Genomic DNA, 23,167 nt, shown 5'->3' with positions numbered 1-23,167 from the left:
ACTGCTCTAGATGTCGGCTGCCTTGTCCTCCGCGGTCTCGTCGACGAAGTGTCCGCCCCGTCGCGAAATCTGGCTGTAAAAATCCTGCAATAGTCCTGTTGCCGCGGCTTGCGCCTTAAGTTTGGCGGTGCTGATGAGTTTGCGGCTGCCTGTCGAGCGTACCCGAAGAGCATTGACAAGCTGCCTGTGCGTAGCCTGCAGTTCGACGAATCCGGCGGATCTTGCCACGCTTTCATCGCCGACCACCGCAAAGAGTTTGGTTCGCATACTCTTACCCTTCAGCGTCAGCGCTCCCGCTTCGAGCAGAGCGCAATCGGACAACAAGGCTGCCGTCGGTTCGGATACGAGAATGTCGAAATTGACGTCCTTGCAGGCGGATTCGATACGCGCGGCAATGTTCACGGCATCGCCGACTGCCGTGTAATTGAAACGCGTCTCAGCCCCCATATTGCCGACACATGCAAGCCCCGTATGGATGCCGATCCCTATTCCGACCCGCCGCGCGTCTCCGAAACCGAAGGCATCGTCGTCGTTGAGGCGGGCGAGCGTTTCCCGCATGCCGAGAGCCGCACGCACGGCCTTGCCGGCATGATCGGAGACATCGACGGGGGCGTTCCAGAAGGCCATGATCGAGTCTCCGATGAACTTGTCGAGCGTGCCGTCATTGGCGATGACATGGTGGCTGAGCGCATCGAGCAGCGTGTTCAAAAACGCGACGACGGCGCTCGGGTTCATCTCCTCGCTGATCTGGGTAAAGTTTCGCACGTCGACGAACATGACCGTCAGCTCGCGTTCATCTCCCCCGAGGCGCAGGGCATTGCGCGTATGCTCGATGCGATGGAGCAGCGATGGCGAGAGATAGTGGCCGAAAGCTCGCCGCACGTCGCGCCGCTCCCGATCCGTCACGAGAAAGCGGAATGCCGTTGCAGCGAAGTGCGTGATCGATCCCGAGACGATCGGTGCCAGTGGGTCGAAGAGAAGCCCCCCATAAAGAAAGGCAGCCCATGAGGCCACAAGGGCAAAAAAGGTAATCAGCAGGCCGCAGGCGAGGGCTGCGGCCGGATTGACGAAGGTGGTGACGATCACCAGAAGACTGCCCAGGACGGCGATGGACAGGATTTCCAGTCCATCTGCCCAGTCCGGCCGGGACAGGAAGCGGCCTGAAAGGATCTGCTCGACGATCTGCGCGTGGATGGAAACACCCGGCACATTCTCGTCAAGGGCCGTCGTGCGGACATCCTGGAGGCCGGAAGCGGAGGTTCCGACGAAAACGATACTGCCTTCGATGGCGGTTCTGATATCGGCGGAGGCGCCTTCGGTCCCGAGTATCTTGCTTGCCGAAATATATCGCTCCGCGGTATCGCGGCTGACATAGAGCCAAAGCTCGCCCGCTGCCGTTACCGGCACGACGAAATTGCCGATCTTGACCCGGGTGAGTGTATTGGGTGTATGCGGCGCAGCGTCAAGCACGTAGGTGGAGGCTCCCTGTGCGACGCGAAGCGCCTCAAGCGCGAGATTGGGATAAAGCTGCTTGCCGTCGCTGAGAAAAAGCGGAACCGCGCGCACCACCGCCGATGAGGCGCCCGGATTGAGGCTGATATGGCCGAGCCCCGCAGCATTGGTTTCCAATTGCGGCAGGAGTGGCGTGGCGGCCTTGATCGTCGGCGGCGCGCCGTAGGGATCTTCGCCGGTATAGGCAAACCCCGCCTTGACCGGCGGCAGATAATTTCCCTCGTTGGAGAGGCCGAAGCCCAGAACCACAGGCCTTCCCGACAGCGATCGGGAAAAAATCTGATCGTTATCCGGTAGTTTGCCAAGCAGTGACGGATCAATGCCAATGATATCGCGAACGACGTTGCGCGGCGACAGTCGGTCCGGCTCGGCGAAGAGGATATCGAAAGCGATGGCGGCCGCGCCCAGATCGGAAAGCCTGTCGACAAGCGCGGCAATCCGGTTTCTTGGCCAGGGCCATTGACCGAACTCCCGCAGCGACGCCTCGTCTATGTCGACGACCCGGACAGGCTGGTTTTCGAACGGCCGGGGCACCAGGCGTTGATATTGGTCGAATGTCAAATCGCGGGCGAGCCTTAGCAATGGAGGATCGCTTGCCCGCAGGGTCGTCAATGCCGTGACGAAGGTCAGACCGATAACGACGCCAATTTGCTGCGCACGCGTCACCATTATGGTCTCAGCCCCTTTGCCCTCCATCCCCGGCAATAAGTGACGGTTCGAAGAAATACAAAAATCTATCGGTCTGCTGCACCAAGGAAGAATACGCTGCCTTGTTCCCGTGCGCGATGCAACGATCAAAATATCGAAGCGATAGAGAACAGAATTTTTGCACGGCGGTAGCCGAGGCTATGCCGGAGGTTGGCGAAGACTTCGTGAAATACAGCGTTTCAGCCAGGAATGAGCCCACTCCCGGGAATCGAACATAGCTATTCGGGCTCACGAGATGTTTGTAACGGTGGCCACATATGTGCCACTCTGGGTTTCTCAGTTCAGAGGGCATCTTGGATGAGCCGATTGGCAATCGGCATCACTGACCAGCAACATAAGAGCCTAAAGGCTTTGGCGGCTGTCGTTTGGCATTGAGTCGGATTCTTCCTCAATTTCTGCTGGGCCGGAGTTGAGTTCGATTCTCTTCAGGTGATCTCATGGACGATATAGTATTACTTATCAGATCTGTCTTAATGTATATTTTCTCATCGACGTCAAAGATCAACGCTTAGCGGTATGTACCAAGATAGGTACTATCATATTAGTTGTATTTTGATGATTTGCGCGTAAATTTCCAGAGATTGACATATTTTGACGGATAATTAACGACGATCCCACATCCTTTTCTTGAGGAAATATTGGGATATGTTTCATGGCATCGATCCAGCAGAAAATCATCCTTGCAAGCGTTGCAATATTCGTGATTGCGGGCGGCGCAACTGGTGTGGGCATATGGTCTGCCTCGACCCTGACGCAGAATGCCGAGAAAATAGCAGGATCTGCTCAGATTCTGCGTAATCATATGCAGGCGGATATGATGCATGATGCTTTAAGAGCGGATGTTCTGGCTGCATTGCTTGCTTCCGATCCCGCATCCGGCATCCGCTTTGAAACGGTCAACTCGGATCTTTCGGAACATGTCACCTCGTTTCGCGAGATGATTAAGGCCAACAAGGCGCTCGCGGCGGATCCGGAAACCCAAAAGGTGCTTGCCGGCGTCGAATCTCCGTTGCTGGCCTATATCGACAACGCAACCAAAATGGTGGCGACGGCGGAGAAGAATCCAGCCGGCGCCTTGAAGGCATTGCCCGATTTCATGAAGCAGTTTTCCACCTTGGAGGCTGCCATGGAAGAAGCGGGCGATCAGATACAAAAGGTATCGGAATCGATCTCGGCGGAGAGTACCCGCACAGCAAATTCCATTCGCGACTTCATGCAGGGGCTTCTGGGGCTGACAGCGCTGTTCTCCATCATGCTCTTCGTATTGTTCCGCAGGACCGTGTGCAAACCCATCCTGGCGCTTTGCGCGGATATGGCCAAGCTCGCGGGCGGCGAGACCAATATCGCTTGTGCGGGCATCGGCCGAAGGGACGAAGTAGGGACGATGGCACAAGCCGTCGAAGTATTCCGAAAGGCAGCGATCGCAAATAACCAGCTCGAAGCGGATGCCGCAAGGGACCGTCAGCAGGCGGAAGCCGACAGGATCGCTACCCAGCAGCAGGCGGAAGCCGATGCCGCGGAGCGTCTTCGGGTCGCAACTTCCGGTCTTGCCATGGGGCTCAAGAGATTGGCATCGGGCGATCTTTCCTTCCAGCTTGATGAGCCATTTGCCTCCGATTTCGAAGCTCTTCGGCATGATTTCAATACCTCGCTGCAGCAATTGAGCAGCACATTGCGCGCGATTGCCGAGAGCATTGTATCGATCGACAGCGGCACGCAGGAGATCTCCTCCGGAGCCAACGATCTTTCCCGCCGAACGGAGCAGCAGGCAGCATCGCTTGAAGAGACCGCCGCCGCTCTCGATCAGATTACGGTCAATGTAAGCAATTCGAGCAAGCGGACGGAAGAGGCGCGGGCGGCAGCGACCGCCGCCGATCATAGCGCTACCCGGTCGGCTGATGTCGTTAGCAGGGCCGAGGAAGCCATGCAGCGAATAGAGAGTTCTTCCCAGCAGATTTCCAACATCATCGGCGTGATCGATGACATTGCCTTCCAGACCAACCTATTGGCGCTCAATGCCGGTGTGGAAGCGGCGCGTGCCGGAGATGCCGGCAAGGGTTTTGCAGTCGTCGCACAGGAAGTGCGGGAATTGGCGCAGCGCTCCGCTGCGGCGGCAAAAGAGATCAAGGTGCTGATCAATGCTTCTTCGGCCGAGGTCGATGGTGGAGTGAAGCTCGTGCGTGAAACGGGTGTCGCGTTGAAGGAAATCGGTGAGCGCATCTCCGGCATAAACCAGCACATGAACGCCATCGCCGCATCCGCCAAGGAGCAGTCGACTGGCCTTGCCGAGGTCAATGCGGCGGTCAATACGATGGATCAGACGACGCAGCAGAATGCGGCGATGGTCGAGCAGTCGACGGCAGCCTCGGCGGCACTTGCCGCTGAGGCCAGCAAGCTAAGTGAACTCGTATCTCAATTCCGCCTCGAGGCCGCGGCCTCTGCCAGTTCTGCGATCTTGCGGCAGACGGCGCGCGCCATGGCAGAGCCGTCGCGTCGCGCTTCATCCGCAGAGCCGGTTGCGCAAATGGCGCGCAGAGCGGTCGCCGCTGGCGGCAGAGCCGCTTCCGAGTGGAAGGAGTTCTGAGCGCTCCATGGGGCTTGGCGGCAGAGGGGCGTTTGTTCGTACCCTTTGTCATGTGACAGCAAACCGAAACCTCAGCTAAGGCATGTCGCGCAACGCCATGTACATCCGCGGCCCTAATGTTGGCGATGAAGATGCGGCGGTCTCTCCCGCAATGAGGCGCGGCGTGCGAGCTGACTGGATCTCTGGTAAAGATCTAAAAGATCGACCGCCGATGATCATTTTGGGAAAGTGACGCCTGAGATCTTCTCGCAAATGGCGATGAGGCGGTCTTGAAGCGCTGAATCATGCGCCTGCGGATTCGCGGTTCGGCGCTTCAGATGATAGAAGTATTCTCCCGTGACATCTGCTCTCGGATCGTCGCCGGCTGCCAACCAGGCTTGGGTCAGATGGGCCTGTGCCATGTCGTTGGGTGCGCCGGGGCCGCCCATCTTGGTCGGAACCCAGCCGGGCTCCAACGAATTCGAGAATGCGTCCTTCCAACGCCGCGCGATCGCGAACGCAAGCATCGCATCATGCAGCTTGCTTTCGGCATAGGCCTCCGATCCGTTCCACCGGCGCTGTCTCCAAAGAATATCATCGAGATTGGCATCCGCATGATGGTGCATGCCGGAAGACAGGTAGACCAGTCGTTTCGGTGGTTCGACAAGTGCGGTCAGGATGTAGGCCGACAGCGTGTTTATGGCGAAGACATGCGGCAGTCCATCGGAGGTGAGGCGATGAGCTTCGCGATAGCCGACGGCAGCATTGTGGATCACCGCGTCGAACCGGCCGAGCTTGTTGACTTCGGCAGCCACATTTTTTGCGCCGGCGATTGTCTCGAGATCGCCGATCACGACCGCTTCCGCCTTCGGAAGGGCACGGTGGGCATCGCTGGCGCGAGCCGGATTACGCGCATGAAGCACGACCTGGTGGCCTTGCTCGGTTAGACGTTCAGCCGCCATAAGGCCGAGGCCGGTGGACGAGCCGGAAATGAAGATGCGGGACATGAAACTCTCTTTTGGCAGCTAGCAAACAATGCTCACAGCCAATGTGGAACAATAGTCAGGATTGTGAAGAGCGGGGTGGTTAGGCACACCGTACGCCGCCAATTGATATTGTGGCGACCGCGGCGGCAAACGCCTTTAATGCGATATGCGGCGCTTGAGGTCGGTCAAGACTCCTCCCAGCTATCGTTGCCAACGGCCAAGGCAGCGGAGCCCTGTGTCTGGAATTGCGGCCGAACGCGCCGATCAGCGTCTTGAACGGGAGAATGGGCTGCACGATTGAGCGGCTTGGCCGGCGGGGCGGTTCGCACCGCCTCGCCATATTTGAATTGCCCGAGCAGCTGGAACAGCGCAGCCGCCTCGCGTGCGAGACTGTGACTGGCCGCCGTCTGCTCTTCTACCATGGCGGCATTTTTCTGCGTGCTTTGATCGACCGTATCGACTGCCTGATTGATCTCGCCGAGAGCGGTCGACTGTTCTCTTGCGGCTTCGACGATGGCCACGACGTTGGTGTCGATCTCCTGGACTTGGGCGGCGATTTCCTGCAGGGCCCCGCCGGCATTGGTAACCAGGGCGACACCATTGGCGACCTGAGCGCCGGATGCCGTGATCAACGTCTTGATCTCTTTTGCCGCCTTTGCCGATCGTTGAGCGAGTTCGCGAACCTCTTGTGCCACAACGGCAAAACCCTTGCCGGCATCTCCGGCCCTCGCGGCTTCTACTCCCGCATTCAATGCCAAAAGGTTGGTCTGAAAGGCAATCTCATCGATAACGCCGATGATGCTGGATATCTCGCGCGAAGAGGCCTCAATCTGATCCATGGCACCGATGGCGTTGCGCACGACGCCGCCCGAATGCTCGGCGTGGGCTCTTGCTCGCGCAACAAGTCTTCCTGCCTCTTCGGCCCTTTGGCTGGAATTCTTCACTGTCGTGGTGATCTCCTCAAGGGCGGCAGCGGTCTCCTCGATGGAGGCTGCCTGCTGCTCGGTGCGCTTGGCAAGATCATCTGCAGCAACCCGTATCTCATTCGATCCGGAGGCAATCGCATAGGCGTTCTCCGCGACCGTTGCCATCGCCAGCTTCAGCTTGTCGGAGGCACTGTTGAAATCGGTTCGCAACCGCTCCAGCGAAGGAATGAAAGCCTTCTCGATCTCTTGCGAGAGATCGCCCTCGGCGAGATTTGTCAAACATCCGGCCAGTTGATTGACATTTTCAACGCGGCTGGTCACGTCGGTCGCGAACTTGACCACTTTGAAAACCTTGCCGTTAAGATCGAAAATGGGGTTGTAAGACGCCTGAATGTAGACCTTTCGGCCACCTTTCCCGAGCCGCATGAATTCGTCCGCAACCAGATCACCAGCAGCGAGCTTCTTCCAGAAGTCTTGATAGGCGCTCGATGCCGTGTAGGACGGCTCGCAGAACATTGAATGATGCTTGCCTTGAATCTCCGTCAGTGAATAGCCGAGCGCCGACAGGAAGTTTTCGTTGGCCGTCAGGATCTCGCCGGTGGGAGTGAATTCTATCATAGCCTGCGCTCGCGATAGGGCCTCGATCTTGCCAGAGTCCTCGGCTGTCCTCAGCTTGCTTGCCGTAATATCGGTAGCAATCTTGACGACCTTGACTGGCTTTCCGCGGCGAAAGACCGGATTATAGGAGGCTTCGATCCAAACCTCCCTTCCGCCCTTACCGATGCGCTTATACTGCTGCTGATCGAAATGGCCGGCCGCAAGTTTTGACCAGAAGGCTTTGTACTCCCGAGAGCCCGCATAAGCTGGCTCGACGAACATGCTATGATGTTTCCCGGCGATCTCCGCCAGTTCATAGCCAAGTGCTAGACAAAAGCGTTCATTGGCAGTGAGGATCCTGCCGGCAAGATCGAACTCGATCATGGCCTGCGATTTTGACAATGCGGTAAGAACAGCAATGGCATCTGGGCCACGATCAAAGATAACCATTCGATCATTCCTGTATTGGTTCGGAATATCCGAAGTTAAATTGTAGTAAAACTTACTGTAAACTGTTTAAAATGCTATTAACCATAATCTGAATCTGCTAATATTATATTATAGTGATCTGGGAGGGCGAGAAGTTCGAGCGCCGCGGATCTGATCATCCTTTTGGAATAGCGCCGACACCAGAAGGTGGGGAGAAGCGGCGGGAATCCGTGCCGGTGCTGCGTTTCATCTACCCCTTTATGATGAGTTTCCAAGCTACAGATAATACAATGGTAGTATTTGGCAAAATAATTGATCTTGTAAGTTGTGCCCGGCCGGTTTCGCCGAGGTCCGAGAAGCCAAAGATGCACAAATAAGCCACATGTTTCACTTGCGCGCGATGGGCTTCGATTTTTGCCATAGTGGGTATAACGGCTGCTATTGTAGTGGGATGGACTGAGAGGCTGATCCCAATCCGGAGATGGCCCTTTTGGATTGCTGATCAATTATTGGGCACCTGCGGGTCAAGCCGCTAGCACAATCTTAACTATATTGCGGCGCACAAAAAACCGTGCCACGATCCATGAATTCTTTCGGGAGGAAGAATATAGCGCATTCATCAAAGGATCTATGGCTATGTTTCCCTTTCGAAAAAGCAAAGATGACAGAAATAATGATGCGTCGGTGAGATTGGCATCTTACGCTGTACTTGGCATCATGGGTACAGTATTTGCCTCATCCGCATTCCCTCCATTCTTCACGTCGACTTCTACTCGCGCTGTGATCAACGCACCGCTAGTGCCGCTGACAACGCCGATTAGCGGCAAGGTGACGTCGCTCGGCGTGGCCGGCGAAATAACGGTCGAGAACGATCGCGTCGACAATTCGACCTTGATCGGCCTGAAGGTTCAGCTTGCCGCGCTGCGCAACGAGATGGAACAGAAGAATTCGATCGTAGGCGATTATGCCCAGCGTATCGGCGACCTTGAAAACGACCTTTCAGGCCAGCAGGCGGCACTCCTCGTCAGGATCACTGCTGATCTCAAGGCCGCCGAGGCGGCTCTGGAGATGGTGACCTATTCGTCCCGCATCGCGAAAGCCGAGGCGGCCCGTAAACTCAGGCTCATGGCTCGGGGTATTGCCGCCGGCAGCGAAGGCGAGGTCGCCGATATGGTTCGTCTGGAGGACACCAAGCTGGAAGCCGCCAAGCTCGCCGTTGCCAAGCTCGCCTCGGAACTTGATTTTGCCCGCCAGGGTGTCTATGTCGGCGCCGACCTGCAGTCGCTGCAAAATCTCCAGCAGGAAATACGCACGCGCAAGGCCGACCTTCTGCAGATCAAGTTGCTGATTGCGACGATGCGCTCGAAGGAGACCGAGCTCGGCTCGCTCGTGACGACGGAGGCGTTGCGGGTCGACAGGCTGGCGCGGGCCGATTTGCATGTTCCCTCGACGAGCCAGCTTTACAAGCCGGTGGCTGCATCCGGACGCGAAGTCACGGCCGGCGACACGCTTGCTGAAACGCTCGACTGCCGAGACGCATTTGTCGTCGCAATCTTTTCCGAGCGGCAGGCGCAAGCCCTCGCCGTGGGATCGAAGGTTGATGTCAATGCCGAAGGTTGGGCGCAAGCGGCAAGCGGCGTCGTTGAGCGGCTGGTTCCTCGTACGACCGACAGGGTGGATCTCGATTACGCCGTTCCTTTCCCGCCGACGGAGCGTCGCGAGCTTTATGCGTACATCCGGCTGACAGAGCCCGGCCAGGCAGATTTGCGAGACAGCCGGTTCTGCTCCGTCGGCACGTGGGTCGACGTGACGATGCCGCAGGAATGGCTTCAAAAAACGCAGCATTATATACGCGAGGCATCGACCTCGCTCATTGGCATAGCCCAGGCATCCGCCGCGCAATGGCCCACCGCCAAAACGGAACTGACCGGTCTCGTCCGGCGGTCGGCCGAACGGTTCGGCGTGCTCAATCTGGAGGAGCGCGTTGCAAAGGGCCCTCGGGACATGCGCGTCAGCTGGAGGATCCTCTATCCCCAGCCTCGGCGTGCCGAGGCGCATGCCGTCGAGCTCTTCAACGAGCGAATGAAAGCTGCGCCGGTGAAAAGCTGACGTAAGCCGCCGCGGCACCCGGCAGCCCGCGACGGATCGTATCCAGGCTGAAGCCAGGGAGAAACAGATCGTGTTCTTTGATTCCGACGACGATTTATTCAGCGTTCTGACCTTCGATCTTGTCATCGCCGCTTGCGCGATGCTGTTCGCAATGCTCGCGAACCCGAAGAGACCGTTCGAGCGGGCTGCATTCAGTCTGCTCATGCTCTTGTCGCTCGGGCTCTACCTTTCGTGGCGCGCCCTCGACACGCTTCCGCCTTTCGAGCTTTCTGCCGAAGTGCTCTGGAATTATGTTTACTTCCTCTTCGAGGGGGTGTCGGTGCTTTACGCCATCGGTTCGATCCTGATCCTTCTGAGAACGAGCGACTGGACGAAGGAGGCCGATCGCGGTGAAAAAGAACTGGCGGCCACGGCGGACATTCCTTCCGTCGACGTGTTCATCTGCACTTACAACGAGCCGCTGAATGTCCTGGAAAAATCGGTCATATCTGCCCAGGCGATGAACTACCGCAGGCTTCGGATTTTCGTCTGCGACGACACCCGTCGCCCGGAAGTGCGAGACTATTGCGTACGCGTCGGCGTGAATTACCTGACGCGCCCGGATAACAAGCATGCCAAGGCCGGCAATCTGAACAATGCCTTGAACCATACGAACGCGCTCGCCGAGATTTCCGATTTCATCATGGTTCTCGATGCGGATTTCGCCCCTCAGGCAAATTTCCTCAATCGCGTCATCGGTCTCTTCAAGGATGGGAAGGTCGCCGTCGTGCAGACGCCGCAATTTTATTTCAACAGCGATCCGATCCAGCACAATCTCGGCATCCGGCGCTCCTTCGTCGATGACCAGCGCGTCTTCTTCGACACGTTCCAGCCGGCCAAGGATGCCGTTGGATGCGCGTTCTGCGTCGGTACCAGCTTCGTGGTACGCCGCGCCGCCGTCAATGAGATCGGCGGCTTTCCGCATGATGCACTGTCCGAGGATATGCTGCTCACCTATCGCCTGATGGAGCGGGGCTACGTGACACGTTGGCTGAATGAGAAGCTGAGCGTCGGCTTGTCGGCCGAAGGCGTTCCCGAATATATTACGCAGAGAACTCGCTGGTGTCTCGGCACCATTCAGATCGGCCTCTTGCACGATGGACCGCTCTGGCGCGGCAATTTCACGCTCATCCAGCGTCTGCATTATTTGCACGGGCTGTTCTGCTGGCTGTCGAAGCCTTTCATCCTTTGCCTTTTGCTGGCGCCGTCCGTCTATTGGCTGACCGGAGTTCCGGCGTTGCAGGCTGACGAACTGCTTTTCATGAAATACGGCCTCAGCTCGCTCTTCCTGTTCTGGACCTATTCGACGTGGATCTCCGAAAGGCGCACGCTGCCGCTCTTCACCGAGGTCACCCATGCCTTGACGGCCGTGCCGATCACGATCACCCTGTTCCAGGCGATCCGCAAACCCTTTGGCCGCCCTTTCAAAGTGACGGAGAAGGGAGGGGACCGGTCCGCGATCCGCGTTCACCGCCCAACGGCGCTGTTTTTCGGCTTTGTAGCGGCCTTGTCGGGCCTGTCTGTCGTCAGGGTTGTCTATGGCTGGGATGCGCCCGTCGAATTTTCCGCACGCGAATGCCTCAATCTGGTCTGGTCGTCGGTGGCGATGATCATTGCGTTCACGAGCCTGCTTTGCTGCATTGAGCTGCCGCGCTTCGGACAGGAGGAGCCGATCGAAGTCCGGCTTCGCGGGCGGCACCGCGCCAATGGACACATCGGCGATGTGACGATAACAGCCCTGTCCACGGAAGGCGCGACGCTGGCGGAGCACGGCCCGGCCGGTGCGAAGGACGAGGCGGTGTTCATCCCGGAAATCGGCTGGATTTCCTCCCCGGCCAGAGCGGCGCCATCGTCGACGGCCTTCTGCCTTATGCCGACGCCGGAGCAACACAATGCCATCCTGCGGCTGCTTTTCAGGAGCGCGCCCGACAACGTCGCGGAACGGGGCGATTTGCGCAAATCAATGCACATGCTCTTGACGCGTGCCTTCTCCTGATGGGCGGGCAGGACCATTCGACAGACGCGGGGTGACATATGCGAAGCTCTATCAGGGCCTTTCTGACCGGCGCCGTCGTCATATATTTGATGCACGCGGCATGGGGCGGCGAGGAACGACACGTTCAGCTCGCCGCCAAGCTTTGCGCCGGCCTCGTTGCGCATATGAGCGGCGAGCCGGCGCAACCTTTCGTCTTCCGCAGCTACGAGCCCGCGGACAATGCTTCGCCGCTCCATCCCGTGCTTGAAAATGCCGGCTTTACCTACGACAACGCACTGGCGGTGATGGCGCTATATGCCTGCGGCCGAAAATCTGAAGCAGGTCGCGTCGCCGATGCCCTGGTGCTCGCTCTGAAGGCGGATCGATTTTATCACGACGGACGGCTGCGAAACGCCTATCGTGCCGGCCCGGTTGAGGGTAACGGCAGCATGCTGCTTCCGGGCTATTGGAGCCCGATCAGCAAGTCCTGGATTGAAGACGACTACCAGGTCGGCAGCGCGACGGGCAGCACGGCCTGGGGTGCGCTGGCGCTACTGACCGCTTACGAGCAGACCGGCCGAATGCCCTATCTGGACGCTGCTCGAACGATCATGAACTGGATCCATCGCAGCACTGCAGATCCGCAGACGCCTGGCTATTTCGGTGGCTTCTTTGGTGAGGAGCCCTCACCAGAACGCATCGGCTGGAAATCCACGGAACATAATCTCGACGTCTACGCGGCGGATCGCTGGCTTGCCGGGCTCGATCCCATGGGCGACTGGACGCATCACGCCGAGAAAGCGCGCGCGTTTCTGGAGGTCATGTGGGATTTCGAGGACGGCCGCTTTTTCGTCGGAAGTCTGCCCGACAGCGATGCGCCGAATATGAAGATGTCGGGTCTCGATGCCGAATTGTGGCCGCTCATCGCCGTGCCGTCCTACGCATTTAGGCGCGCGCGCGTCCTGGAATGGACGAAACGCAATCATGGCGTTGATGGCGGTTTCGACTTCAACAACGACCGAGACGGCATCTGGCTGGAGGGCACTGCCCAAGCCGCCCTCGTGTTTCGTCTGAGCGGCAGGGCGCAAGAGGCCGAACCTTTGTTCGAAACGATTTCCAGGCAAATTGCCCCCGACGGGCTGCTCTATGCCACGGTCAACGCTGAGCTATCGACCGGCCTGAAGGTCGGACCCGACTCCGCGTCCGTTGACTTCAATTACTTCCGCCTTCCCCATGTCGGAGCGACGGCATGGGCTGTGCTTGCTGCACTGAAGCGCAATCCTTTCATAGGCACAGACGGTCAGTCGGCGAGCCGTTAGAGTTTCCCGGAAAAGTGCGAAGCGGTTTTCGTCTGGAATTGCGAAAAAACAAAGGGCGATTTCGTAATTCCATACTGTTCGCTCCTGCACCGACCCGTGAGCGGGGCTTTTTCCAAGTCGAAAGCGCCGGCCACTACGACATGTATTACAAGCCGGAATACGTGAATCAGGCTACCGACCGGCTCCCGGTGTTTTATTCGAAGCATCTGATCACGTAGTTGCTGCTCCAGGCTGGTCCGGAACGGTCTCCGTGAGCCACTTGATATCGTCAGTCACAATTTTTGTTTTCTCGGCTGCTGCTGTCGAAGCATTCGATCAGCATTTCGGTCAGCACGCGCACTTTTCTTGAGGAATGCTGCCCTGGCGGGCGAACGACGAAGATCCCGGCCGGCGGCGGCGGATGATTTTTCATGACTGTCACCAGAGCGCCGGAATCGAGGTAATCCTGGGTGAGGCCATCGGGGAGCACAGCGATACCCAATCCTGCCGAAGCGGCGACGACGAGAGCAGCCCGTTGTCAGCCTTGAAACGGCCCTCCGGGCGGATGGTCAGGACCTTGTCGCCATCCATCACCTGCCACGTTTCCATTCCTTGCATAAGCGCCTGATGGGTCACGAGATCAGCGCTGGCGTCCAGCTTTCCCTTGAACCGCTCAATATTTTCAATCACATATGAAAGGGTGGGCCAGTCACGGATATCAGGGTTCTTCTATCAAGAAATTCAATTTGCTCGTGAACTTGCGGTATAAAATAGGGCGCTAGATCGCGTATCAATTAATTCAAGGGTAAGATGAAGAAGATTCTTTTGCTCCAATACTGATGGGCTTTACGGGAGGGATTAGCCTGTAACTGCCTACCGAGGCAAAAAAGGTCTGGCAATTCGACAGAGCATTCGGTCATCATGGGTGTCGATGGAGACCCTCAGGAGAGTCCCTGACGCTGAACAATATGCCCAGTGAGGAGAGGCAGCTCCTTGAAGAAGAGAACCCGAACAGCCATGCAGGGTGTCAAACGCGTCAAATGATTAATCGTGCGTTCAGGGTGTTGCCGCTAGTTAGGCGACAACGATTGCCCCGGTTGCTGTCAAGTGGGGCGCTGCAACGAAGATCTCAGGCTCCCGGTTCTCGTTTTTAGAAACTCGCATTCGAGAAACGACCCGACAAAAGCGAAAGACACATGTCGTCAAAAAATATTGCAAACGATTCTGCTTCAACTCCCCAGGTGGCTCATTCGGATCGCGAATTCGGAATCCGCGCCGCTCTTCTATCGAACGAACAGTTGAGGGCGAATGCTGCGAAGTTTGCTGAGAGTCGCACGCTCGATCTGGTCGGGTTTAAAGACTTCGATTTTTATCTCCGGCACAAAGAGAACGAGAACGAGATACTCAGGGTCTATCGCGCTGCTGCCGCGGATGTGGACGCCGGTGAGAGCATTACGCCAGCTGCCGAATGGCTGCTCGACAATCACTACATCGTCGAAGAAGCAATTCAGGAAGTACGCCGCGACTTTCCGAAGAAGTTCTATCGTGAACTGCGCAAGATCAAGCTCGACGGCGTGGAGGTGCCGCGCACCCTTGCGCTCGCCTGGCTTTACATGGCGCATGCGCACAGCAATATAAGCAATGCCGGAATGACCGCTGTAACGGAAGGATTCCAGGATCGCGAAACACTGCGGATCGGCGAACTCTGGGCGCTCCCTTCGCTGGTGCGCTACGTGTTGATCGACAATCTTCGCCGGGTGGCATCACAGATCGATAAGAGCCGCGAAATGCGCGCGGCAGCCAATGCAGCGGCTACCGAGGTAATTTCGCTCGGTGACGCCGGCGCAGCGCAACATCTGGAAACGCTCGCTGCCAATCTCGACGACACGACCTTCGTCACGCAGCTGCACTATCGTCTTCGCAATGCGCTCGAGCCAACCGAAGCTGCCTTGAATTGGCTCGAAGGCAAGCTTTCCGCTAAGGGAACGGATGCCGAAGCTGTCATGTCGGCCGAGCAGACCCGTCTTGGCGCAGCCAATGCGCTCATGGGCAGCATCATCAAGAGTCTGCGTGAGATCAACGACACCGACTGGTCCGAATGGGTCGAAGAGGTCAGCACCATCGACAAGCTGCTCTGGCAGCAGACGGACTATGCCGAGCTCGATGCCGGATCTCGCAACAGCTACCGCCGTCAGATCGAAAAGCTTGCAAAGCGCTCGGACAAGACGGAAATGGATATCGCCGAGGCCGCCGTGAGGCTGACCGACCGTGCAAAAAATGAGAGCAGGGACGGATCAGCGAGCAATATCGGCTACTATTTCGTCGGAAACGGGCGCCCGGCACTCGAGGCGGAGATCGGTTTCCGGCCGACGCTCGGCCTGCGGTTCATGCGGATGGTCCGCAAGCTGAACTGGCTATCGATCGCCGTTCCCGTACTTCTCCTGACATTGCTGGCGCTGGTCCTGGTCGAGTGGGTGTTCGTCGATGCCGGCATGCCGCTTTTTGCGACCATCGTTCTGCTGCTGATGTTCGCGCTCCCAGCCTCCGAAGGTGCCACCGGTCTCTTCAATTTCTTTGCCACCTTCTTCATCACGCCGGATCGTCTCGTCGGCTATGAGTTCAAGAAGGGATTGCCTGCAGACGCCCGCACGCTCGTCACCATTCCCTCCCTGATCGGCAGGCGCGAGCATGTCGATGAGCTCGTCCGCAATCTTGAGGTGCATTACCTTGCCAATGCCCGCGGCGAGATCTATTACGCACTTTTGACCGACTGGCCCGATGCCGAGGAAGAACAGACCGCCCGCGATCTCGAAGTGCTCGATTATGCGCGCAGCAAGATCGCCGAACTGGAATCACGCTACTCGGAAGAAGGCAAGCAGCGCTTCTATCTCCTGCATCGCCGCCGGCAGTATAACCCGGCCGAGGGCGTCTGGATGGGTTGGGAGCGTAAGCGCGGCAAGCTGCACGAGCTCAACATGCTGTTGCGCGGCAGCCCAGACACGAGCTTTATCGCAGGTGTCGATGTTGTGCCGGCAGACGTCAAATATGTCATGACGCTCGACAGCGATACACGCGTTGTACGTGATACCGTCGTCAAACTCGTCGGCAAGATGCATCATCCGATCAATCGCCCGGTTTTCGACGACAAGAAGCAGCGCGTCGTCGATGGTTATGGCGTACTGCAGCCGCGCGTGACGCCATCGCTAACCACGGGCAAGGACGCGTCGACCTTCCAGCGCGTCTTTTCGGTCAATCGCGGTCTCGACCCTTACGTCTTCGCGGTTTCCGACGTTTATCAGGACATCACCGGCGAGGGTACCTTCACCGGCAAGGGCCTCTATCACGTCGACGCCTTCGAAGCTTCATTGAAGGGCCGTATCAGCGAGAACTCTATTCTGAGCCACGACCTGCTCGAAGGCTCGATGGCTAGATGCGGTCTGGTGACGGACTGTGAGCTGGTCGAGGATTTCCCAATCCGCTACGAAGTCGAAGTCTCGCGCCAGCACCGCTGGGCTCGCGGCGACTGGCAGCTTATTCCCTACATTTTCGACGAGCGCCGTGGCATTACCGCGCTGGGCTGCTGGAAGATGCTCGACAATTTGCGCCGCTCACTGACGCCGATCGCCTGGTTCTTCGCTTCCGTGCTCGGTTGGTACTGGATGGATCCTTTCGGGGCGCTCATCTGGCAGATCCTGCTGATCTTTAGCCTGTTCGTCGCCCCGACATTGTCGCTGATCAATGGCATCATCCCGCGAACCAGCGACATCATCCTGCAGGCGCATCTCCATACCGTCTGGAAAGACATTGAGAATGCCAACGCCCAGGTGGCGCTGCGCATCATCTTCATCGCCGACATCGCCTGCGTCATGGCCGATGCGATCGTCCGCTCGCTCTACCGCATGTTCGTCAGCCGCAAGCTGATGCTGCAATGGCGTACCGCTGCAAGCGCGCAGGCCATGGCTCAAACGACGATCCTCGGTCATTACAAGGTCATGTGGCGCGCGCCGCTGCTGGCCATTCTGGCGCTGGTCTTCGCAGCCTCTTCCGGCGACATCGCCTGGCTGGTCGGGCTTCCTTTCGTGCTTCTCTGGGTGCTGTCGCCAGCCATCGCCTGGCTGGTCAGCCAGACGGCGGAAACCGAAGATCGGCTCGTCGTCCCCGATCACGTCCGCAACGAATTGCGCAAGATCGCGAGACGTACCTGGCGCTATTTCGATCACTTCGTCGTTCCCGATCAGCACTTCCTGCCGCCCGACAACGTTCAGCAGACGCCGCATGCCGTTGTTGCCATGCGTACGTCTCCGACCAATATCGGCGTCTATCTCTTGTCGGTCATCTCGGCGCGTCGTTTCGGCTGGATTTCGTTCGAGGACGCGGTCAAGCGCATCGAACAGACGATCGAAACTGTCGAAAAGCTGGAAAAATATCGTGGGCACCTGTTCAACTGGTATCATACCGATACGTTGAAGCCGCTGGGCCGGAAATATGTCTCCTCGGTCGATAGCGGCAATTTTGCTGGCCATCTGATTGCCGTTTCATCGGCGTGCCGTATCTGGGCTCAGTCTCCGCTCGCCCATATCCATACCGATCTCGATGGCATCGGCGATGTCGCCGCAATTCTGCGCGAGGTGCTTTCCGAACTCGATGACGATACACGCTCGAATCGCTCGCTCCATGACCGGCTCGACGGCCGGATTGCCGAGCTGGAAGCGGCAGTCGCGACCGGCAAGCGCGAGAAGGAGTTCTCCTCGGGTCTCATTGAACGATTTGCAGGACAGGCTCGGGAAATCCGCGAGCTTGCCGGAAGCCTCGACAGGGAAGTCAAGACCACGCGGAGCGAGGAGGTCGTCCATTGGGCGGAGAAGTTGGTCGAAACCTGCGAACTCCATCAAATCGACAAGGCTTTCGATCCCTCGCAGGCGCCCGACATCAGCGAAAGGCTGACGCGGGTCGGCAATCGCGCCCGCGAAATCGCCTTCGACATGGATTTCAGCTTCCTCTATCGCCCGGAACGCCGGCTGCTGTCGATCGGCTTCCGCGTCGAGACGGAGGAAGTGGATGCCGCTTGCTACGATCTGCTCGCTTCGGAAGCGCGTCTGACGAGCCTCTTCTCCGTAGCAAAGGGTGATCTGCCGACCGAGCACTGGTACAAGCTCGGCCGCCACGTGGTGCCCGTCGGCACGCGCGGTGCGCTGGTCTCCTGGTCCGGCTCGATGTTCGAATATCTGATGCCGCCCCTCGTCATGCAGGAGCGCAGCGGCGGGATTCTCAACCAGACCAACAATCTGATCGTTCTCGAGCAGATGAACTATGCGCGCAAGCTTGGCACGCCATGGGGCATCTCGGAAGCGGCCTTCAACGCCCGCGATCATCAGATGAACTATCAGTACAGCAATTTCGGGGTGCCGACGCTCGGTCTGAAACGCGGTCTCGGCCAGAACGCCGTCATCGCACCTTACGCCTCGCTGCTGGCCAGCCAATACAATCCGGTCGCCGCCCTCGAAAACCTCGATCGGTTGCGGGCAGTCGGCGCGCTCGGCATGTATGGTTTCCATGATGCCGTCGATTTCACGGCAAGCCGCGTGCCCGAGGGCAAGCAATGCGCAGTGGTTTACAACTACTATGCGCACCATCATGGCATGTCGATTGCTGCTGTTGCCAACGTGGCTTTTGATGGCCTGCTGCGAGAGCTGTTCCATGCCGATCCTGTAATCGAGGCTGCCGAACTGCTGCTGCAGGAAAAGGCGCCGCGTGACATCCCCGTTATGGCCTCGAAGCACGAAACCGATGCGCCCGCGACCATCCAGGGCGACTTGATGCGTCCGGAAGTGCGTCGCCTCGAAGACCCTGCATCGCGCGAACGCGAGTTGCTGCTGTTGTCGAACGGCCGTTACTCGACCATGCTGACGGCGACCGGTTCCGGCTACAGCCGTTGGAAAAACCTCTCCGTCAATCGCTGGCGCGCCGATCCGACCGAGGATCGCTGGGGATCGTTCGTCTTCATGCGCGACACGGCATCGAACGAATGGTGGTCTGCGACGGCAGAGCCGCGTTCGATCGCCAACGAGCATGTTCGCGTATGCTTCAGCGACGACAAGGCGGAGTTCATCAAGACCGTCGGCGAGCTGACGAGCGAAATGGAGGTCTTCGTTGCCAGCAACTACGATGCCGAAGGCCGCCGTCTGACGATCAGCAATACCGGCGCGGAAGACCGGGTCATCGAAGTCACTTCCTACATGGAGCCCGTTGCAGCGCTCGATGCCGTCGATACCGGTCACCCGGTCTTCGCCCGCATGTTCCTCAAGACCGAAATCGCCGAAAATGGCGATGCGATCTTTGTCGAGCGCCAGAAACGCGGTGTGACGGATCCCGACGTCGCCATCGCCCATCTGATCGTCGATACGTCGGGCGAAGATTTGCCGACTCACTATGAGACGGATCGCATGCGCTTCCTTGGACGGGGTCGCACGCTGACGGAGGCTGCGGCCTTCGACGCCGGTGCGGAACTTTCCAATTCCAGCGGCTTCACGATGGACACCTGCTTGTCGCTGCGTCGGACGCTTCGGGTGCCGGCAGGAGAGAAGGTCAGCGTAACCTTCTGGACCATTGCCGCGGCCGAACGTGCCGAACTCGAGGCGGCGGTTGAGCACTATCGCCAACCGGAAAGCTTTGCCCAGGGTCTCGTTCAGGCCTGGACGAGAACGCAGAGCCAGCTGCGCCAGATCGGCGTCAATTCGAAGGAGGCGGCCGCCTACCAACGCTTTGCCCGCTACATCATTTATCCGGATATGGCTCTGCGCGCCGACAACGAGGCGGTCCGTAAGGGGCTGAATTCGCAGTCCGTTCTTTGGGGCGCTACCTTGTCGGGCGATGCACCCCTGATGACCTTGCGCATCACCGACGAGCTCGGCACGGATCTTGTCAAGGAACTGTTGCGTGCGCAGGGCCTCTTGCAGTCGCGCGGAGTCGAGGTCGATCTCGTCATCTTCAACGAGCGCACCGGTGAGGCGGCTGCCGAAATGCAGCGGACCATCGACCAGCTCTGTGATGCGGCGCGTCACGCCAGCGAGGTCGCCGGCATCCAGCGCAATATCTACGTCCTGCGCAAGGATCTGACGACACCGGAGGCCTATGACGCCATCATCGCCGCCTCGCGCGTCGTGCTGCGCGGTCGCGACGGCAGCCTCATCGATCAGGTGCAGAAGGCTCGTTCCGTTGCCGGTTCGCCTGCGCTGCTCGGTCAGTGGGGCGATTCCACCCTGGTGCCGCGTATGGTTCGCGACACTGCCGGGATCTCTCCGGTCGATGGCAGCGATCTTGCCTTCTGGAACGGCTATGGCGGCTTTGCGGCCGATGGCAGCGAATATGTCGTGCGCCTGTCCGGCGGCGAACAGACGCCGCATCCGTGGGTCAATATCGTAGCCAACGAGAGCTTCGGCTTCCATGTCTCGGCGGAAGGTGCTGCCTTCACCTGGAGCCAAAACTCCCGCGACCATCAGCTGACGCCCTGGACCAACGACATGGTGACCAACCGGCCAGGTGAGGCCTTCTATTTGAAGGATCTCGATCGTGGCTCCGTCATCGTGCCGTACGCCTCGCTGGCGCAGCGCGCAGACACGCGTTTCGAAGCCCGTCACGGGCTTGGCTATTCGATCTTTTCGACGGTTCAGGACGAGATTTCCTTGGAGGTCACCCAGACCCTCGACATGGAAAAGCCCGTTAAGCTGACGCAGCTGCGCATCCGCAATGATGCGGGTGAAGCACGCAAGCTGCGTCTTTACGGCTACGCTGAATGGATTCTCGGCAACAACCCGACGAAGAGCAAGCCCTTCATCATATCGAGCTTCGACAGCGTGAGCGGAGCGGTCTTTGCGAAAAATCCGTTCAGCGTAAACTTCGGCACGCGTGTCGCAGCTTTTGCGGCAAGTGAAACACCGTCGAGCGTCTCCACCAGCCGCCGCGAATTCATCGGCCGGCACGGAACGATCCAGCAGCCGCGCACGGTCTTGGCCGGCTCGCGGCTATCCAATGCCGTCGACCTCGATGGTGATCCGGCGGCTGCCATGGCATTCGATCTGACGATCGAGCCCGGCGAAGTGCGCGACATCTGCTTCTATATGGGTGACGCCGCCTCGCAGGAAGAAGCCGCCGCTCTCATCGCCGAGATACGCTCCGTCGGCTTTGGCGACGTTCTTGAGAAGACGCGTGGGTTCTGGAAGACCTTCACCGGCAAGACACGTGTCTCGACGCCGGACCAACGGCTCGACTTCATGGTCAACAATTGGCTGCCTTATCAGACCTATAGCTGCCGCATCATGGCTCGCACCGCCTTCTACCAGTCGAGCGGCGCGTGGAACCTGCGCGACCAGCTGCAGGATTCGCTGGCCTTTCTGCTGCATTCGCCTGAAATCGCACGCAAGCAGATCCTCAATACCGGCCGCCGTCAGTTCCCGGAAGGCGACTTCCAGCACTGGTGGTTGGCAGACAGCGGCGCGGGCGTTCGTACGAACATCTCCGACGATCCGGTCTGGCTCGCCTATGCCGTCGACCAGTATTGCACGGTGACCGGCGATAGTTCGATCATGGACGAGATGCTGCCCTTCGTCGAAGGTGCACAGCTCAGCCCCGGCCAGTACGACGCCTTCCTGCAGCCGCGTGTTTCCGACGAGACCGCTTCGCTCTACGAGCACGCCGCCCTTGGCCTCGATCTCGCAATTAAGCGCACGGGCGTCAACGGCCTGCCGTTGATGATGAGCGGCGACTGGTGCGACAAGATGGATCGTGTCGGCATCGCCGGTCGCGGCGAGAGCGTGTGGCTTGCATGGTTCCTTGCGGGCGCCTTGCGCCGCTTCATCGCCTATGCCGAAAAGCGCGGCGACAAGCAACGCGTCAGCCGCTGGTCGGATCATCTGGCAAAGCTCAAGGCCGCGATCGAAACGGCCGGTTGGGATGGCGAATATTATCGCCGTGGCTATTACGACAACGGCGCGCCTCTCGGCTCCAGCCAATCGGCGGAAGACAAGATCGACTCAATTGCGCAGTCCTGGAGCGTGCTCTCGGGTGAGGGTGACGCCGACCGTAGCGTTATGGCCATGAACGCGGTCCTCGACAAACTGGTTGACAACGAGGGCAAGCTCATCCGCCTGCTGACGCCGCCCTTCGTGAAGCCGGTCAATGATCCCGGCGTGATCAAGGCCTACCCGCCAGGCGTGCGCGAAAACGGTGGCCAGTATACGCATGCCGCCATGTGGACGGCCCTTGCGTTAGCCCGGATGGGTCGAGGCGAAGACGCCTGGCGCGCTGTCGAAATGCTGAACCCCATCAACCACGCGCTCGATAAATCCTCTGCGGAGACCTATCGCGTCGAGCCTTATGTGATCGCCGGCGACGTTTATGGCGAAGGCGACCTTAGGGGCCGTGGTGGCTGGAGCTGGTATACCGGCTCGGCCGGATGGTTCTACCGCACGGCGCTCGAAGGCATCCTCGGCATCCGTACTGAGAACGGACGGTTGCACGTAAAGCCTGTCTTGCCGGCAGGCTGGAACGGCTATTCGGCCACCCTGGAACTTCCAGACGGCAGGTACGAGGTCTCGGTTTCGAAGGCGGATGCGGCCGGAGGATATTCGGTCGCCATCAATGGGACTGTCGTCGACGACCTTCAGGAAGGATATTCGCTCGCGTCCTCGTGAGCGAAGTCCCCTGGCAATTCGAAGTCCGCAATGTGATTTGCGGTTGCTTGCGCTGCCTGGCGGTCAATTGTGGGCACTTCGGTTCCTCGTTCGACGAGGAACCGGTTGTGACATTTGCACCAGCCCAATCCGCGAGCGAAGCGGGGAAAGGGGCAAGCGCGCCAGGACGTTTCGATTGGTTGCCGTTTCGTAGTTGAAGCGACGGCCGGATTGTCGCGCCATATTCGTAAGTCCAGCGCCAGCAAGAAGAACCCCACTTGCCGAAGTGCCCCGACATGAAAATACCAGAGGGCCGCTGCCGGGACCGCACATCGACATCTATCCCTCCTAGAGGTC

Annotated in this window: 9 protein-coding genes and 1 pseudogene; 6 read left to right on the top strand and 4 right to left on the bottom strand. The window is 58.7% G+C overall.

Annotated features, from left to right (window positions below; translation table 11 throughout):
- Positions 1–6: 6 nt before the first annotated feature.
- Positions 7–2,181, bottom strand: a complete 2,175-nt coding sequence (locus tag AC13RM_RS03700) for a CHASE2 domain-containing protein (RefSeq protein ID WP_374820914.1) — start codon at positions 2,179–2,181, stop codon at positions 7–9.
- Between the two features lie 228 nt (positions 2,182–2,409).
- Between AC13RM_RS03700 and AC13RM_RS03695 the strand changes: the two genes are divergently transcribed.
- A complete protein-coding gene (locus AC13RM_RS03695; protein ID WP_374820912.1) occupies positions 2,410–2,595 on the top strand; it encodes a hypothetical protein in 186 nt (61 codons plus the stop codon).
- A gap of 277 nt (positions 2,596–2,872) precedes the next feature.
- The gene (locus tag AC13RM_RS03690; protein WP_374820909.1) at positions 2,873–4,804 is read left to right on the top strand and encodes a methyl-accepting chemotaxis protein; all 1,932 of its coding nucleotides are present in this window, start codon (positions 2,873–2,875) and stop codon (positions 4,802–4,804) included.
- Between the two features lie 215 nt (positions 4,805–5,019).
- On the opposite strand, the gene AC13RM_RS03685 is transcribed toward AC13RM_RS03690, so the two are convergent.
- Both AC13RM_RS03685 and AC13RM_RS03680 read right to left on the bottom strand, forming a co-directional pair.
- Entirely contained in the window at positions 5,020–5,790 is a 771-nt protein-coding gene (locus AC13RM_RS03685; protein WP_488554577.1) for an SDR family NAD(P)-dependent oxidoreductase, read from the bottom strand.
- A gap of 164 nt (positions 5,791–5,954) precedes the next feature.
- Positions 5,955–7,742: a methyl-accepting chemotaxis protein gene (locus AC13RM_RS03680; RefSeq protein WP_488554576.1), complete on the bottom strand. Its 1,788-nt coding sequence runs from the start codon at positions 7,740–7,742 to the stop codon at positions 5,955–5,957.
- Between the two features lie 759 nt (positions 7,743–8,501).
- On the opposite strand from AC13RM_RS03680, the gene AC13RM_RS03675 reads away from it, so the two are divergent.
- The 3 genes from AC13RM_RS03675 (at position 8,502) to AC13RM_RS03665 (ending at position 13,163) form a co-directional block, all read left to right on the top strand.
- Entirely contained in the window at positions 8,502–9,830 is a 1,329-nt protein-coding gene (locus AC13RM_RS03675) for an HlyD family secretion protein (protein WP_488554575.1), read from the top strand.
- Between the two features lie 70 nt (positions 9,831–9,900).
- Positions 9,901–11,865, top strand: a complete 1,965-nt coding sequence (locus AC13RM_RS03670) for a glycosyltransferase family 2 protein (protein WP_488554574.1) — start codon at positions 9,901–9,903, stop codon at positions 11,863–11,865.
- Between the two features lie 38 nt (positions 11,866–11,903).
- Positions 11,904–13,163: a hypothetical protein gene (locus tag AC13RM_RS03665; RefSeq protein ID WP_488554573.1), complete on the top strand. Its 1,260-nt coding sequence runs from the start codon at positions 11,904–11,906 to the stop codon at positions 13,161–13,163.
- Between the two features lie 268 nt (positions 13,164–13,431).
- Here the strand turns inward: AC13RM_RS03665 and AC13RM_RS03660 are convergent.
- Positions 13,432–13,781, bottom strand: a pseudogene (locus AC13RM_RS03660) (LysR substrate-binding domain-containing protein); the annotation flags it as partial.
- Between the two features lie 557 nt (positions 13,782–14,338).
- Here AC13RM_RS03660 and AC13RM_RS03655 point away from each other — a divergent pair.
- Positions 14,339–22,831, top strand: a complete 8,493-nt coding sequence (locus AC13RM_RS03655) for a glycoside hydrolase family 94 protein (RefSeq protein ID WP_488554572.1) — start codon at positions 14,339–14,341, stop codon at positions 22,829–22,831.
- Positions 22,832–23,167: the final 336 nt, after the last annotated feature.

This window comes from Martinezella sp. CNPSo 3732, assembly GCF_057784515.1.
Note: the sequence above shows the minus strand (reverse complement) of the source record. Positions and strands in the feature narration are given on the sequence as shown.

Coding starts and splice junctions, on each gene's coding strand:
- AC13RM_RS03685 (WP_488554577.1), bottom strand. CDS start 5,790: ATGTCCCGCATCTTCATTTCCGGCTCGTCCACCGGCCTCGGCCTTATG.
- AC13RM_RS03700 (WP_374820914.1), bottom strand. CDS start 2,181: ATGGTGACGCGTGCGCAGCAAATTGGCGTCGTTATCGGTCTGACCTTC.
- AC13RM_RS03695 (WP_374820912.1), top strand. CDS start 2,410: ATGAGCCCACTCCCGGGAATCGAACATAGCTATTCGGGCTCACGAGAT.
- AC13RM_RS03665 (WP_488554573.1), top strand. CDS start 11,904: ATGCGAAGCTCTATCAGGGCCTTTCTGACCGGCGCCGTCGTCATATAT.
- AC13RM_RS03680 (WP_488554576.1), bottom strand. CDS start 7,742: ATGGTTATCTTTGATCGTGGCCCAGATGCCATTGCTGTTCTTACCGCA.
- AC13RM_RS03690 (WP_374820909.1), top strand. CDS start 2,873: ATGGCATCGATCCAGCAGAAAATCATCCTTGCAAGCGTTGCAATATTC.
- AC13RM_RS03655 (WP_488554572.1), top strand. CDS start 14,339: ATGTCGTCAAAAAATATTGCAAACGATTCTGCTTCAACTCCCCAGGTG.